Annotated in this window: 11 protein-coding genes; 9 read left to right on the forward strand and 2 right to left on the reverse strand. The window is 66.5% G+C overall.

What is annotated here, in order from left to right; all coding sequences use genetic code 11:
• Positions 1-32: 32 nt before the first annotated feature.
• The 8 genes from SGR02S_RS05275 to SGR02S_RS05310 all read left to right on the forward strand — a co-directional run bounded on the left by SGR02S_RS05275 (position 33) and on the right by SGR02S_RS05310 (position 11695).
• Entirely contained in the window at positions 33-2414 is a 2382-nt protein-coding gene (locus tag SGR02S_RS05275; protein ID WP_067106397.1) for a TonB-dependent receptor, read from the forward strand.
• Positions 2415-2515: 101 nt separating this feature from the next.
• Complete coding sequence (locus SGR02S_RS05280) at positions 2516-4246, forward strand: LVIVD repeat-containing protein (RefSeq protein ID WP_255211391.1); 1731 nt, start codon at positions 2516-2518, stop codon at positions 4244-4246.
• A 25-nt stretch (positions 4247-4271) separates the two neighbouring features.
• Complete coding sequence (locus SGR02S_RS05285; RefSeq protein ID WP_067106401.1) at positions 4272-5189, forward strand: hypothetical protein; 918 nt, start codon at positions 4272-4274, stop codon at positions 5187-5189.
• A 10-nt stretch (positions 5190-5199) separates the two neighbouring features.
• Positions 5200-5877 (forward strand): fumarylacetoacetate hydrolase family protein, encoded by a 678-nt coding sequence (locus tag SGR02S_RS05290; RefSeq protein ID WP_067106403.1) that lies wholly within the window; start codon positions 5200-5202, stop codon positions 5875-5877.
• A gap of 98 nt (positions 5878-5975) precedes the next feature.
• The gene (locus tag SGR02S_RS05295; RefSeq protein WP_067106405.1) at positions 5976-7604 is read left to right on the forward strand and encodes a thiamine pyrophosphate-binding protein; all 1629 of its coding nucleotides are present in this window, start codon (positions 5976-5978) and stop codon (positions 7602-7604) included.
• Complete coding sequence (locus SGR02S_RS05300; RefSeq protein WP_255211392.1) at positions 7601-9043, forward strand: aldehyde dehydrogenase family protein; 1443 nt, start codon at positions 7601-7603, stop codon at positions 9041-9043. The genes SGR02S_RS05295 and SGR02S_RS05300 overlap by 4 nt, the downstream gene beginning before the upstream one ends.
• Positions 9033-10286: a kynureninase gene (gene kynU / locus SGR02S_RS05305; protein WP_067106408.1), complete on the forward strand. Its 1254-nt coding sequence runs from the start codon at positions 9033-9035 to the stop codon at positions 10284-10286. The genes SGR02S_RS05300 and kynU overlap by 11 nt, the downstream gene beginning before the upstream one ends.
• 26 nt (positions 10287-10312) lie before the next feature.
• Positions 10313-11695 (forward strand): amino acid permease, encoded by a 1383-nt coding sequence (locus SGR02S_RS05310; protein ID WP_067106410.1) that lies wholly within the window; start codon positions 10313-10315, stop codon positions 11693-11695.
• 49 nt (positions 11696-11744) lie between these two features.
• On the opposite strand, the gene SGR02S_RS05315 is transcribed toward SGR02S_RS05310, so the two are convergent.
• Positions 11745-12701 carry a LysR family transcriptional regulator gene (locus SGR02S_RS05315; RefSeq protein ID WP_067106412.1) on the reverse strand — a complete coding sequence of 319 codons (957 nt, stop codon included), beginning with the start codon at positions 12699-12701 and terminating at the stop codon, positions 11745-11747.
• A 167-nt stretch (positions 12702-12868) separates the two neighbouring features.
• On the opposite strand from SGR02S_RS05315, the gene SGR02S_RS05320 reads away from it, so the two are divergent.
• Positions 12869-13885 carry an amidohydrolase family protein gene (locus tag SGR02S_RS05320; RefSeq protein WP_082796973.1) on the forward strand — a complete coding sequence of 339 codons (1017 nt, stop codon included), beginning with the start codon at positions 12869-12871 and terminating at the stop codon, positions 13883-13885.
• A gap of 44 nt (positions 13886-13929) precedes the next feature.
• Here the strand turns inward: SGR02S_RS05320 and SGR02S_RS05325 are convergent, their stop codons facing one another.
• Positions 13930-14394 carry a hypothetical protein gene (locus SGR02S_RS05325; RefSeq protein WP_067106414.1) on the reverse strand — a complete coding sequence of 155 codons (465 nt, stop codon included), beginning with the start codon at positions 14392-14394 and terminating at the stop codon, positions 13930-13932.
• Between the last annotated feature and the right edge of the window lie 203 nt (positions 14395-14597).

A 14597-nucleotide genomic window follows, 5' to 3' on the forward strand; every position in this document is an offset into this window, starting at 1 on the left:
AAGGGGGCCGGCCGCTGGGGAGGTAAGCTGCAATGACATCCACTCGAAATCTGCGCTGGGCGCTTCTCGCGACCGTGGCGGGCCTCACGGCGCCGGGCACGGCCTTTGCGCAGGCGGCCCCGAACGAGGCCGCCGCGGCCGCACCGGGCGACGAGATCGTCGTCACCGCGCGCAAGCGCGCCGAAAGCCTGCAGGACGTGCCGATTTCGGTCCAGGCGTTCAGCAGCGCTGCGCTCGAACAGGCCGGCATCAAGGATTTTTCCGAAGTCGCCTACCGCATTCCGGGGCTCAAGCTCAGTGCCGAGCGCGCGGTCGATACCGAGCTGTTCATCCGCGGCATCGGTTCGGACATCCAGGGCGCCGGCGCCGACGCGGCGGTCGGCATCTTCGTCGACGGCGTTTATCTGTCGCGCGGCACCGGCTCGCTGCTCGACCTCTATGACCTCGAGCGCGTCGAGGTGCTCAAGGGGCCGCAGGCGCTCCGTTTCGGCAAGAGCGTCGTCGGGGGCCTGATCAACTATGTGACCAAGAAGCCCGGCGACACGTTCGAAGGGCGCTTCGAGGCGAGCTACGGCAACTATGATCGGATCGACGTCGCGGCGTCGGCGCGCGGCCCGGTGTCGGACACCGTCAGCCTCGGCCTGACCGCCAGTTCGCGCAAGCACGACGGCTATGCGAAGAATCTGCGCGGCGGCGACGAAGAGGACCAGAACATGCAGTCGGTGCGCGCGCAGCTGCGCTGGCAGCCCGACGCGACGCTCGACGTCAACCTGTCCGCCGACTATACGCGCCATCGCGACGGCGCGCGCTGGGTCGACATCCTCGTTTCCGGCGACAGCGAGGAAGTGACCTACCTCGGCTATTATGCGCCGACTATCGACAGCCTGCCCGGTTTCGTGCTGCCGAACCGCAACGCGCCTTTCAAGAGCGCGAAGCGCCGCTCGGGCGAGCATAATTTCACCGGCTTCCAGAACAGCGACATGTACGGGCTCAGTGGCACGATCGACTGGCAGCCGGGCGACGGGATCAGCATCACCTCGCAGACCGCCTATCGTGACAGCTCGCTGGCGGCGCGCGAGGACGGATCGGGGATGTTCTTCAATTTCCCCTTCGACCCCGCCACCAACGCCCCCGACATCACCTCCGCGATGCTCGCCGGGCTCGACACCTATCTCGCGACCGTCCCCGACAGCTATTTCGACAGCGGCAAGGGCGAGGACGTGAAGCAATTCTCGCAGGAACTGCGCCTGCGCTGGGACAATGGCGGGCCGCTCCGGCTCGAAGGCGGCGTCTATTATCTGCACGAGAAGATCCGCCGCGCGGAAGATGTGAACTTCCTCTTCCCCGACTTCGGGGCGATCGAGGAATTTGCCTTCGCGCTCGCCTATGGCGGCATCCCGGCGACGCCGTCGCCCGGCTCGAACCACACGGTCACCAGCTCGCGCAATGACAATATCGGCGTCTTCGGCGAAGTCAGCTTCGACCTGACCGACCAGCTCACTGTCGAGGCGGGGCTGCGTTATGCCTATGACCGCAAGCGCTATTCGAACAATCGCTCGGGCGTGTCGTTCGAGGGCGAGGCTGTCAATTTCCAAGTCGGCGAGACGCGGAGCTGGGACGCCTGGCTGCCGAGCGCGACGCTACGCTACGAACCGAGCGACGACGTCACCCTCTATGCCCGCTATGCGAAGGGCTACAAGCCCGGCGGCTGGACGGGCGAGGACGCCAACACGCCGGCCGAGGCGCTGGTCTCCTTCGATCCCGAAACCGCCGACAGCTTCGAACTCGGCGCCAAGCTCGCGCTTGCCGACCGGCGGTTGTTCATCAACGCGGCGGCCTATTATACGCTCTACGACAATCTCCAGACCAACCAGTTCCTGTCGCCGGGGCCGGGGATGCCGCCCGACAATTTCGTCTTCAATGCGAAGAACGGCACGCGCGCCTATGGCCTCGAACTCGATTTCCAGGCGCGGATCACCGATACCTTTACCCTGTCGGGCAACTATGCATTTTCGAAGTGCAACTTTACCGGCGAGCTGATCATCGACGACGACGGAACCGACCTCGACGGCAACAGTTGCCGCCGCACTCCCAAGCATGCGTTCAGCGTCGCGGCGAACCTCGACCAGCCGATCAGCGAACGGCTCGCGCTGGTGGCGGGCACCGACTTCCAGTATACGGGGGCGAATTTCTTTGACAATCCGAACACCCCGATCCTGAAGTTCGACGAAGAGGTGCTGCTCAACGCACGCATCGGGGTGCGCGACATCGACGACAAGTGGGAATTGACCGCCTGGATCAAGAATCTCACCAACGAGCTCAACTATACCAGCAAGCTCGAATTGTTCGGCACCATCTATTCGACCTATATCCCGCCGCGCACCTATGGCCTGACGGCCCGGTTCCGCTTCTAGGGCATCATTGTCATTGCAACTCCGGATCGGGTTCGGGGTCGCAATGACGCAGCAGGTCAACAGGCAGGAAAGGGTTCGCAATGAAGCGCGGCATCAGGATCATGGCAGGCGCAGGCACCGTCCTCGCCGCGCTGCTCGGCACGGCGGCGCTCGCTGCGGCGGACTGGGGTCCGAAAGAACCCGGGCCGATCGATGTGCGCGATTCGTGGCTGCAGGCCTGGATCGCCATGATCCCCGACAATCCGCCGGCCCCGCCGAAACCGGGCGTCGATTACGGCATGAACCCCGACGGGTCGTTCCGCCATCCGGTCGCGACGCCGCTGACGACCGATGCGCCGCGCTTTCCGGGGCAGCTCGATCATTGGGACCAGAACAGCTACGCCAGCAACGTTGACGTGATCGCCTTCTATCCCGCGGTGACGTCGCCGTGGCATGCCTGGGCGAATGTCGTCGATTTCGGCGGCAAGCGCTATCTCTACACGCACGACCGCGACTATCTGCGCATCCTCGACGTCACCGACCCGCGCAAGGCGAAGATCGTCTGGTCGCAGGGCGGCACCTGGAGCGCCAAGGGGTCGAGCGAGGATTGGGACGCCTCCGCGGTCACCGACTATTTCGGCGGCGTCACCATCGCATGGAACGAGAAGCTGCGGCGCAACATCCTCGTCGCCTCCTACGAGATCGGCCGCTTTGGCCTGATGGAGGACAAGCGCCGCGAGCCCGCGAAAGTGGCGGAGCAGCGTCACTATAATTCGCTCAAGGGCTTCAAGGTGTATGCGATGAACGGCCCGACCCCCGACCAGTGGGAACTGATCGCGACGCGCACCACCGACACCAGACACCCCGATGCGCCGATCGGGCAGCAGCAGGGATCGGGCGCGCTCGACGCGGTCACATGGTTCGGGGGCAAATATATGCTGCTCTCGGCGGCGCCCGACGACAGCTATTCGCTCACCGAATATCCCGATTATCTCTATTCGCCCGGCTATCAGGTCTGGGACATGGCGGACCCGGCGAACCCGAAATTCGTGTCGCAAATCACGGTGCCCGGCCAGCAGCTCGGCGACCCCGCCAGCGAGGCCGCCTATCGCGCCAATCCGCGCGCGGGCAACCGGACGAGCTGGATGGGTTCGCGCTATCCAATCGTGACCGCCCGGCCGGTCGAGGACGGCGGCAAGGTCGGCTTCGGCGGCATGGGCGGGCTCGGCTTCTATACGTTCGACCTCAGCGACCCGGCGCAGCCGAAGACGCTCGGCCATCTCGCCATCCCGCCGAGCTATGCCGGGACCGAGTTCGACAATGTCGACGTCAGCCAGTACGACCGCACCGGCTTCGTCTTCGCGAACGGCTATCCGATGAACGAGAATTGCTACGAGCCGTTCAAGGACATTTATTCGATCGATGTGCGCGATCCCGCGCATCCGAAGGTCGCGGCGACCTTCCCGCGTCCGACGCCGCCGCCCGGCGCGGCCTTCACCGATTTCTGCCAGCGGCGCGGCAGCTTCGGGCCGAAGCGGTCGGGCGGGCTCACCCAGCCCGAGCGCGGGCGCCAGGGTCTCGCCATCTATGCCTTCTACAACGCGGGCATCCAGATCTTCGACGTCAAGGATCCGGCAAAGCCGAAGGTCGCTGGCTATTTCGTCCCGCGCTTCGCGACGACCGACGAACTGCCCGATTATGCGATCGGCAACTCGACCTTCGCGGTCTATACCGAATATGACCGCAACATCATCTGGGCCTTTTCGGTGAACGGTGTCTACGCGCTGTCGTCGCCGCTGCTCGGCAAGCCGCGGCTCGGCGCGCCGAAGACCATCTGGCCCGAACGGCGATAATCCCACTTCGAAAAGGACCTGATTTATGCGCATAGCGATGATGACGCTGGCGGGGGCGCTGTTCCTCGCCGGATGCTCGAACGCGCCCGCCGACAAGCCGGTGGCAAAGCCCGCTGAACCGGCCGGCGACAATATCCTGCACATCAGCTGGGGCGGCATCGCGGAGGCCGATGCGGGCGAGGCCGCGCGCCACTGGTCGACCTGGACGATCAACCTCGTCGACGGCGGTCCGGCCTATGGCTGGCAGTCCGACAAGGCCGTCACCCTCCCGCACCAGCTCGCTTTCGAGCTGGCGGGCAGCGGCACGATCCGAGCGGTCGCGCTCGACAATCGCTTCGAGCCGGTGGTGCGCGAGGACGGGTCGATGTCGCAGGCCCCCGACGGTTCGCCGGTGCGGCGCTTTGCGCTGCTCGGCTCGACTGCCGGACCCGACGGGCCGTTCGAGACACTGGTCGAGGGCGAGGCCAAGGCCGACGCACAGACGCTGGTGAAACTGCCGAAGGAGGCCCGCGCACGCTGGCTGCGGCTGCGCATCGACAGCAATTGGGCGGGCAGCGGTTCGACGCGTCTGTCGGACCTCGCCGTGATCGGCGATCTCGACCAGCGCGGGGCGGGCGGCGGCGAGGAGGTCGGCGGCGTCTATGCCCATGAATATGGTCCGATCCTGCTGCGGCAGAAGGGGAATGAGGTTTTCGGCTGTTACAACGACGGGCTCGGCACGCTGCGCGGCACGATCTTCGGCCGCATCATGCGGCTCGCCTGGTATTCGAAGGCGGAGGGCAGCATCGGCGCGGCGACGCTGGTCGCGGCGAACGGCAAGCTCTATGGCTTCTGGTATCGCCCTGAAGACAGGATGGGCAGCCCGTGGAATGCGGTGAGGGAAGGCGGCCTCGACGGCGCCGATCTCGGCAAGTGCCGCGCGGCGCTCTATCCGCCAGCCTGAGGACTTGCCCATGCGTTTCGATGTCTCCGCCCCCACCGCCGGAATCGCCGGAAGCGCTGAGCGCTTCCCCGTTCGCCGCATCTTCTGCGTCGGCAAGAATTACGCCGACCACGCGCGCGAGATGGGCGGCGATCCGACGCGCGCGCCGCCCTTCTTCTTCTCGAAGCCCGCCGATGCGATTGCCGGGGGGGCGGGCGACATCGCGATGCCCCCGCGCACCGACAATCTGCATCACGAGATCGAGCTGGTCGTCGCGCTCGCGAAGGGCGGCGCGAATATCGCATCCGACGACGCGATGTCTCACATCTTCGGCTATGCGGTCGGCAACGACCTGACGCGCCGCGACCTTCAGGCCGACGCCAAGGCCGGCGGTCGGCCGTGGGACATGGCCAAGGGCTTCGACCACAGCGCGGTGCTGTCGCCGATCCGCCCTGTGGCCGAGGTCGGCCATCCAGCTGCAGCGCGAATCTGGCTGTCGGTGGGCGGGACGGTCCGGCAGGACGGCAATATCGCCGATATGATCTGGCCCGTCGCCGATATCATCGCTGAGCTGTCGACCTATGTCGAGCTGAAGGCGGGCGACCTCATCTACACCGGCACCCCGGCGGGCGTCGGTCGGATCGTGGCAGGCGATGTCGTCGAGGGCGGGATCGACGGCATCGGGACGATTGCCAACCGCTTCTTATAACAAGTTCGCCATATCATAGAGGGTATTTAATATTATTTGTGTATGGCGGAGGCGCCTAATCCGGCGCCGTACCCCGGCTCCCGCATGAAGGATTGCGCATGACATCGACGACCGTAGCCCGCAACGTCGTGACGGGACTGCGCGACATGGGCGTGCGCCATGTCTTCGGCGTGCCGAGCGGCGGCTGGGTCGATTATATGGAGGCGATCCGTACCACCGACGGCATCGACTTCGTTCTGACCAGTCATGAGGGTGGCGCGGGTTTCATGGCCGACGTGTGCGGGCGGCTGACCGGGGTGCCGGGGGTCTGCTTCGGCACCTTCGGGCCGGGCGCGACCAACCTCGCGACCGGGGTCGGCGGCGCGACGCTCGACCGCTCGCCGATGATCGCGCTGACCGACGAGATGCCCGCGCCCCTGCGCGGCCGCACCGTGCAGATGGCGATCGACCATCAGGCGCTGTTCGCGCCGCTGACCAAGGCGACGATGCGGATCGAGGCCGACGGCGCCGCCGATACGCTGGCGCAGGCGGCGCGGATAGCGTTGTCGGGCCGTCCGGGCGCTGTGCATGTCGGCCTGCCGCAGGGGATGAGCGCGGAGGCGGTCGAGCCTGCCGCAATCGGCCCGATCGTGCCCGACGCACCACCCGCGCCCGATGCCGCCGCGCTCGATGCACTGACCGCCGCCTTTGCCGCCGCCGCGAAGCCGGTGCTCGCCGTCGGTCTCGGCGCCGTCCACGCGGGGGTGCAGGACCGCATCCTCGCGCTGGCCGAGCGGTTCGGCCTGCCGGTACTGCTGACCCCGATGGCGAAGGGCATGGTGCCGGAGGATCACCCCAATTACGCGGGTGTGCTGTTCCACGCGCTGTCCGACATGGTTGGGCGGACGCATGCTGAGGCCGATCTGGTCGTCGCGGTTGGCTACGACCCGATCGAGTTCAATTACGAAAGCTGGATGAAGGACGGACTCGCGCTCGCCAGCATCGACGTCGCCCCCGCTGACATCGACCGCGCCAAGCATCCCGTCGCCGCCGAGGTCGTCGGCGCCATCGCGCCCGCGCTCGACGCGCTCCTCGCGCTGCCCGCCGCCGCGAAGGCCTGGGACCTCGCGGCGCTGGCCGAGCGCAGGGCGGCGATGTTCGCGAAGTTGAAGGGGCGCGAGGGCCGTTTCGGTCCCTGCGCCGCGCTTGACGTGCTCCGTGACGTGCTGCCCGCCGACGGCATCATGACCTGCGACGTCGGCGCGCACACGCATCTGATCGGCCAGCATTGGCGCACGCCCCGGCCGGGGACGCAGATCATGACCAACGGCTGGTCGGCGATGGGCTTCGGCCTGCCCGCCGCAATCGCCGCGAAACTGTGCCGTCCCGATACGCCGGTCTGCTGCGTGCTCGGCGACGGCGGCTTCCTGATGACGGTGGGCGAGCTGGCGACTGCCGCGCGCGAAAAGCTGCCGATCGTCATCGTCGTCTTCACCGACAACGACCTCGCGCTGATCCGCATCAAGCAGGAGAAGAAGGCGAACCCCATCTACGGCACGCCGGTGCGCGCTGAGGGAACGATAGGCGGCCCGTCGCTGTTCGGGGTACCGGTGACGGTCGCGCGCGATCCCGCCGAATTCCGTGCCGCGCTCGAAGCCGGTTTCGCCGCGGATGGCCCGGTCATCGTCGAGGCGCTGCTCGACAGCCGTGAATATGACGAGTTGGTGCTGCGCAAGGACAAGCCATGATGCATGTCGCGTTCGACGCGGCGCGCTCGCTGTTGATCGGCGGCCGCTGGGAGGCGGCCGACGCGACGATGGATGTCGTCGACCCCTGGTCGGGCGCGGCGCTCGGCGCGGTCGCCTGCGCCGATGCGAGCCATGTCGAACGCGCGGTGGCCGCCGCGGTGCACGGCGCCGCCGCGATGCGCGAGTTGCCGACCGGCGCGCGCTCGCGCATTCTCCACGTCGCCGCGTTGGCGCTTGAGGCCGATGGCGAGCGCTTCGCCGCCGCGATCACCGCCGAAACGGGCAAGCCGATCCGCAGCGCCGCGCGCGAAGTGGCGCGCGCCGTCAACACGCTGCGCCTCTCGGCCGAAGAGGCGGTGCGGCTGGCCGGCGAGACGATCGCCTTCGACGGCTTTCCGGGGGGAGAGTCGCGGTCGGGGCATTACGTCTATGAACCCGTCGGCGTCGTCGCCGCGATCACGCCGTTCAACGATCCGCTCAATCTCGTCTGCCACAAGCTTGGCCCCGCCTTCGCGGCAGGCAACGCCGTCGTGCTCAAGCCTGCTGAGCAGGCGCCGCTCGTCGCGATCATGCTGGCGCGGCTGCTGCTCGCGGCGGGACTGCCCGAAGGGGCGCTGAATCTGCTGACCGGGTGCGGGGCCGACTTCGGCGATGCGCTGACGAGCCACCCCGACGTGGCGATGGTCAGCTTCACCGGCGGCGCCAGCGTCGGGCAGGCGATCTGCCGGTCGGCCGGGATCAAGCGCGTGGCGATGGAACTCGGCGGCAACGGGCCGGTGATCGTGATGGACGATGCCGATGTCGACGGGGCCGCCGCCGCTTGCGTTTCGGGCGCGTTCGGCGCGGCGGGGCAGAACTGCATCGGCGTCCAGCGCATCTATGTCCACGACGCGGTCCACGACCACTTTCGGGCGGCGCTGATCGCCGCGACGCGCGCCTTGCGCGTCGGCGACCCGACCGACCCGGCGACCGACATCGGCCCGATGATCGGCACGGGAGAGGCGACGCGCATCGCGGCGTGGATCGAGGAAGCCGTGGCGGGCGGCGCGACGCTGCTTGCGGGCGGCGAGCGCGCCGGGGCGCTGGTGCGGCCGACTTTGCTTGCCGACGTGCCCGATGATGCGCGCGTCGCCTGCCGCGAAGCCTTCGGCCCGGTCGTCAGCCTGTTCCGCTTCGCCGATCTGGACGAGGCCATCGACGCGGCCAATCGCGCCGACTACGCGATCCATGCCGCGATCTTCACCGAATCGATCCGCAACGCGCGCCACGCGGCGCGGCGGCTGCGCGCGGCGGGGGTGATAATTAACGATTCGACCGACTACCGGCTCGACGCCATGCCTTTCGGCGGCGCGGGGCGGGGCAATATGGGCCGCGAAGGCGTGCGCTTCGCCGCGCGCGAAATGTCGCAGACGAAGGTGATATGTTTCCATGACGCTTGATGCCGAACCCCTTGATCGCGCCGCCTGTCAGGCGATGGACGCCGCCGATCCGCTCGCGCCGCTGCGCGATCGCTTCGACCTGCCCGAAGGCCTGATCTATCTCGACGGCAATTCGCTTGGCGCGATGCCGAAGGATGCGGCGGCGCGCGCACACGACGTCGTGACGCGCGAGTGGGGGACCGGCCTGATCAAGAGCTGGAACAGCGCCGGCTGGTTCGACCTGCCGGTGCGGCTCGGCGACAAGCTCGCGCCGCTGATCGGCGCCGCACCGGGCGAGGTCGTCGTCTGCGATTCGACGAGCCAGAATCTGTTCAAGGTGCTGTCGGCCGCGGTCGCGCTGCGTCCGGACCGCCGCGTTCTGATCCTCGAAGGCAGTAATTTCCCGACCAACAACTATATCGCCGAGGGCGTCGCCGCAGCGACCGGCGGGCGGGTCGAGGTCCGGCTCTGTGAAAAGGACGAGATTGCGGAGGCGATCGACGAAGACACGATCGCGGTCGCGATCACCCATGTTCATTACAAGTCGGGGCACGTCCACGACATGGCCGCGATCACCGCGCGCGCGCATGCGGCCGGGGCGCTCTCCATCTGGGACCTGTGTCACAGCGCCGGGGCGATGCCGGTCGACCTCAATGGCGCTGGCGTCGATTTCGCGGTCGGCTGCACCTACAAATATCTGAACGGTGGTCCCGGCTCGCCTGCTTTCCTGTTCGCGGCGCGGCGCCACCAGGGGCAGGCGCTCCAGCCCGTCACCGGCTGGTGGGGGCACGCCGCGCCCTTCGCCTTCGAACCCGGATACCGCCCGCAGCAGGGCATCCGCCAATATCTGATCGGCACCCAGCAGATTCTGTCGATGGCGCTCGCCGAGGTCGGGCTCGACATCCATCTGTCGGCCGACATGGGCGCGATCCGCGCGAAGTCGATAGCGCTGACTGACCTGTTCATCCGCCTCGTCGAACAGCGCTGCGCCGGCCACGACTTCACGCTCGCGTCGCCGCGCACGGCCGAGGCGCGCGGCAGCCAAGTGTCCTTCGCGCACGCCGATGGCTATCCGATCATGCGCGCGCTGATCGCGGCGGGGGTGATCGGCGATTTCCGCGCCCCCGACACGGTGCGCTTCGGCTTCACGCCGCTCTATGTCCGCTTCGTCGACGTGTGGGATGCCGTCGACCGGCTGGTGGCGATCATGGACGGCGGCATCTGGAAACTGCCGGAGCATCAGGTACGCGACGCCGTTACATGAGCGCGCGGCAAGGGGAGGGAGTGACGATGGACGAACAGGCCTATCTCGATCGCGAGGCGGGACTCGAGCGTGGGCTGAGCAAGGCGCAGATCATCATGATCGGCCTCGGCGGCGCGATCGGCACCGGCCTGTTCATGGGATCGGGAATCGCGATCGGCTATGCCGGGCCGGGGGTGCTCATCAGCTATCTGATCGCGGCGCTGATCGCGGTGATCATGGTGTTCAGCCTGTCCGAAATGGCCGTCGTCCACCCCACCGCAGGTTCGTTCGGCACCTATGCCGAAATCTATCTCGGGCCGATGATGGGCTTCATCGTCCGCTATACCTACTGGATTCAGCAGGTACTGCTGATCGGCGCCGAGGCGGTCGCGGTCGGCATCTACATGAGCTGGTGGTTTCCCGACGTGCCGGTGTGGTTGTGGGCGATCGGCAGCGCCGCGGCGGTGCTGTGGATCAACACGCGCGCGGTGCATAATTTCGGATCGGTCGAATATTGGCTGACCGTGATCAAGGTGTCGGCAATCGTCGCCTTCATCGTCGTCGGCCTGTCGCGCATCCTGGGCATCGTCGGCGATCCCATCGGGCTGCACAATGTCACTGGCCTTGCGGGCGGTTTCCTGCCCAACGGCTTTTTGGGCGTCTGGCTGGCGGTGCTGATGGCGCTCTTCTCCTTCATGGGGCTCGAGTTCGTCGTCGGCACGGCCAGTGAGGCCAAGGACCCGAAGGTCGCGATCCCCGCCGCTCTGCGCACGATGGCGGCGCGGCTGTTCCTCTTCTACATCCTCGCGCTGTTCATCATCGTCGCCTTCCTGCCATGGACCGAATCGGGCGCGAAGGTCGTCACCGAAAGCCCGTTCGTGAAGATGTTCGCGAGCGCGGGCATCCCCTATGCGGCGGGGCTGATGAACTTCGTCGTCGCGACGGCGGCGCTGTCGGCGATGAACACCAGCATCTATCTGGGCTCGCGGATGCTCTTCTCGCTCGCGCGCGGCGGCTATGCGCCCCGCGCGCTCGGGCAGCTCAACGCGCAAAATGTGCCGATGCGCGCGACCGCCGTCACCGGCGCGGGCATCCTTGCCGCCGCCTCGCTGTCGATCCTGACCCCGCTCGCCTACAACTATCTGTTCGGCATCGTGCTGTTCGGCGGCCTGCTGGTGTGGAGCGCGATCCTCGTCAGCCACCTCCGCTTCCGCCGGCGGCACCAGGGGGCCGACCTGCCGGTGCGCATGCCCTTCTTTCCTTATGCGCAGATTCTCGGACTGGTCCTGCTCGGCGCGATCACGATGACGATGGCGCTCCATGCCGACTGGCAGGTGGCGGTGTTCGCCGGCGGACCGTGGCTGGTGCTGATCGCAGCTGCCTATCTGGTCTGGCGGCGCATGGCGCGGGAAACGTCCGAGTCTGCCTAGATCTGTCCCTTTCGGTTGAGGAGCTTGATTCAAGCCAAACAGGAAGGGTCTAGCTGACCGCGTCCTGCCCCAGTTCGGCGCGGATCTCGGCCGCGATCTCGTGGATCACGCCCATGAAATAGCGCGCCGCCGCCGACAGCTCGACATGCGCGTGGGTCGTCGCGCCGATGCGCGAGCTCGCACCCTCCAGCGTCACCGGCAGCGCAACCAGCCCCGCCTGGCCCAGCCCGACCTGGTGCGGCATCGCGGCGAGCATGTCGGTGCTCATCAGCAGCGCGTGGTTGGTCAGGATCGACACCGATTCGATCACGTCGCGCGGCGGCTCCAGCCCTTCGTGGCGAAAGGCGTGGTCGATCTGGCGACGCAGCGACGTCTGCGGCGGCGGCATTACCCACGGCTGGTCGACGAGTTCGGCGAGGCTCAGCGCGTCGCGCGCCGCCAGCGGATGATCAGCGCGCACCATGATCGATACCGTATCGAGATAGAGGACGTCCTGCTTCAGCCCCTCGCGCTCGCGATATTCGGGCAGGCGGCCGAGCACGACGTCGATGTCACCGGTGCGCAGCCCGGGCATCAGCCGGTCGATCGTGCCCTCGGCGACCGTCACTGCGATCCCCGGCCGCCGCTCGCGCAGCCGGGCGAGCGCGCGCGGCAGCAGCGACGTCGATGCGGCGAGCAGCGTGCCGACATGGACGCGGCCCGACAGGCCTTCCTCCAGCGACTGCAGTTCCTCGCTCGCGTGGCGAAGCTGGGTCAGGATCAGCTTCGCATGCTTGATCATCACCTCGCCGAAATCGGTCGGCGTCACTCCGCGCGACGAGCGGTCGAACAGCTGGACGCCCAGTGCATCCTCCAGCTCCTTGATGCTCTTCGTCGCCGCCGGCTGGGCGATGTTCAGCGCCTGCGATCCCTTGAGCACCGTGCCTTCGTCGGCGATCGCGGTGAGCAGCCGCAACTGGCGGAGCTTCAGACGGCTCAGCAGAAAATTCTCGTGAAATTTTGGCATGATGCTCCCCCGGGCGGCCTGATACAGTTATAGCTATTTTATAATAGCGAGGACAAGTCTGGAGATTATTGTTGATAGCAAACCCTGGCTACTCGGGTATTCGACCCGCGCCCGGAACCGGCCGCCGGTCGTAATCGACCGATGGACGGGGAGCGCCGCGAATACGCATGGACAGACAGGCATCACACACAGCGGCGGTGATCGACATGCACAGCCATTTCTTCCCCGCGATGGACGCCGCCTATCGCGCGCAGGCGGAGGCGGAGGGGCTGCCGTGGCTTCGCGACGCCGGCGACGGCACCGGCCTCATCATGTCGGGAACGAAGCCGTTTCGCCCGGTCGAGGACATCCTCTGGGATCCCGCCCGCCGCGTCGAGGCGCTCGACGAGCAGGGTATCGACCTCCAGATCATCTGCGCGACGCCGATCATGTTCGGCTACGGCCGCCCCGCCGAACAGGCGCTCGATTCGGCGCAGCGCTTCAATGATGCGGCGCTCGCCTTCTGCGCCCATGCGCCCGACCGGATGCAGGCGCTGGCGCAGGTACCGCTTCAGGACATCGACATGGCATGCGCCGAAGTCGGCCGCGCGGTCGCGTCGGGGCATCTGGGCGTGCAGATCGGCAACCACATGGGGCTGCGCAACCTCGATGACGAGGGGCTGCTGACCTTCCTCGCCCATTGCGCCGATGTCGGCGCGGCGGTGCTCGTCCACCCGTGGGATATGATGGCGCGCGAGCGCATGCCCAAATATATGCTGCCCTGGCTCGTCGCGATGCCGGCGGAAACGCAGCTTTCGATCCTGTCGCTGATCCTGTCGGGCGCGTTCGAGCGTCTGCCGAAAAGCCTGCGCATCTGCTTCGGCCACGGCGGCGGCAGCTTCGCCTTCCTGCTCGGCCGGGTCGAGAATGCGTGGAAGCACCGCGACATCGTGCGCGTCGATTGCCCGAACCCGCCGTCGACCTATGTCGACCGCTTCTTCGTCGATTCCGCCGTGTTCGACCCGCGCGCGCTCAGCCTGCTGGTCGACGTGATGGGCGAGGACCGCATCCTGCTCGGCTCCGACCATCCCTTCCCGCTCGGCGAACAGGACATCGGCGCGCTGGTGCGCGAGCACGACGGACTGTCGGCGGCGCAGAAAGCGAAGATCCTCAGCGGCAATGCGCGGGCCTTCCTGAACCTGTAACCATTGCCGATGTCGGCTTTGGGGTGGGAAGCGGACATCTGAAATCATTCACGGGATCTCAGGTATCTAACCGTGTCAATGCTGCGGTCGGTCGGGGTGCGGGAGAAAAAATCTTCTCCGAATTTAGAAATCCATTCTGACTTACTATCGGGAAGTGCATTCAGAAGGTCGCGTATCTTCCCAAAAAAGTTTCGGTCGACCTCGCCCTCGATGATTTCCGATCCGGTGATGGTCGACGGAAAGTTCGCCGTTGGCATGAAGGTCACAAGGCCGCCAAATTTGAACCGCTTTGATGGCGGACGCAGACGCTCGAGATCTTCCTCGAAAACCACAATCAGGTCACCTTCGACTCTGCGTTTCTGCGTGCTTGCTCCGAGCATTCTGCTCGACCGGGGAGAAAACATCTTCAACGTTTCGCCGCGCTCGAAGACGAGGCAGTCAAAATGCTCGAACGAGACCACCTCTAATCCGCTCTGAATTGCGAGTTGGGCGGCAAGCTTCCGCTGCATCACTCTTTTCCTCTATGCTGCCGACTTAGCCTTATGAGGCGCAGAGCGAATGTCCACAGCCGGTCGCAACCAGACATCTCCTATTCTTCGTCATTCCGGACTTGATCCGGAATCCATTCTCTCAGCGCTGCGCGAATGGACCCCGGATCAAGTCGGGATATATACCCTTCAGGCAAGTAGGGAGCTGTTCCCCGGCGAAAGCC

The sequence above is a fragment of the Sphingopyxis granuli NBRC 100800 genome (assembly GCF_001591045.1).
Lineage (GTDB): Bacteria > Pseudomonadota > Alphaproteobacteria > Sphingomonadales > Sphingomonadaceae > Sphingopyxis > Sphingopyxis granuli.

Bases quoted from the DNA above. Each gene is read 5' to 3' on its own strand.
- SGR02S_RS05275 (WP_067106397.1), top strand. From the start codon at position 33: ATGACATCCACTCGAAATCTGCGCTGGGCGCTTCTCGCGACCGTGGCG.
- SGR02S_RS05280 (WP_255211391.1), top strand. From the start codon at position 2,516: ATGGCAGGCGCAGGCACCGTCCTCGCCGCGCTGCTCGGCACGGCGGCG.
- SGR02S_RS05285 (WP_067106401.1), top strand. From the start codon at position 4,272: ATGCGCATAGCGATGATGACGCTGGCGGGGGCGCTGTTCCTCGCCGGA.
- SGR02S_RS05290 (WP_067106403.1), top strand. From the start codon at position 5,200: ATGCGTTTCGATGTCTCCGCCCCCACCGCCGGAATCGCCGGAAGCGCT.
- SGR02S_RS05295 (WP_067106405.1), top strand. From the start codon at position 5,976: ATGACATCGACGACCGTAGCCCGCAACGTCGTGACGGGACTGCGCGAC.
- SGR02S_RS05300 (WP_255211392.1), top strand. From the start codon at position 7,601: ATGATGCATGTCGCGTTCGACGCGGCGCGCTCGCTGTTGATCGGCGGC.
- kynU (WP_067106408.1), top strand. From the start codon at position 9,033: ATGACGCTTGATGCCGAACCCCTTGATCGCGCCGCCTGTCAGGCGATG.
- SGR02S_RS05310 (WP_067106410.1), top strand. From the start codon at position 10,313: ATGGACGAACAGGCCTATCTCGATCGCGAGGCGGGACTCGAGCGTGGG.
- SGR02S_RS05315 (WP_067106412.1), bottom strand. From the start codon at position 12,701: ATGCCAAAATTTCACGAGAATTTTCTGCTGAGCCGTCTGAAGCTCCGC.
- SGR02S_RS05320 (WP_082796973.1), top strand. From the start codon at position 12,869: ATGGACAGACAGGCATCACACACAGCGGCGGTGATCGACATGCACAGC.
- SGR02S_RS05325 (WP_067106414.1), bottom strand. From the start codon at position 14,394: ATGCAGCGGAAGCTTGCCGCCCAACTCGCAATTCAGAGCGGATTAGAG.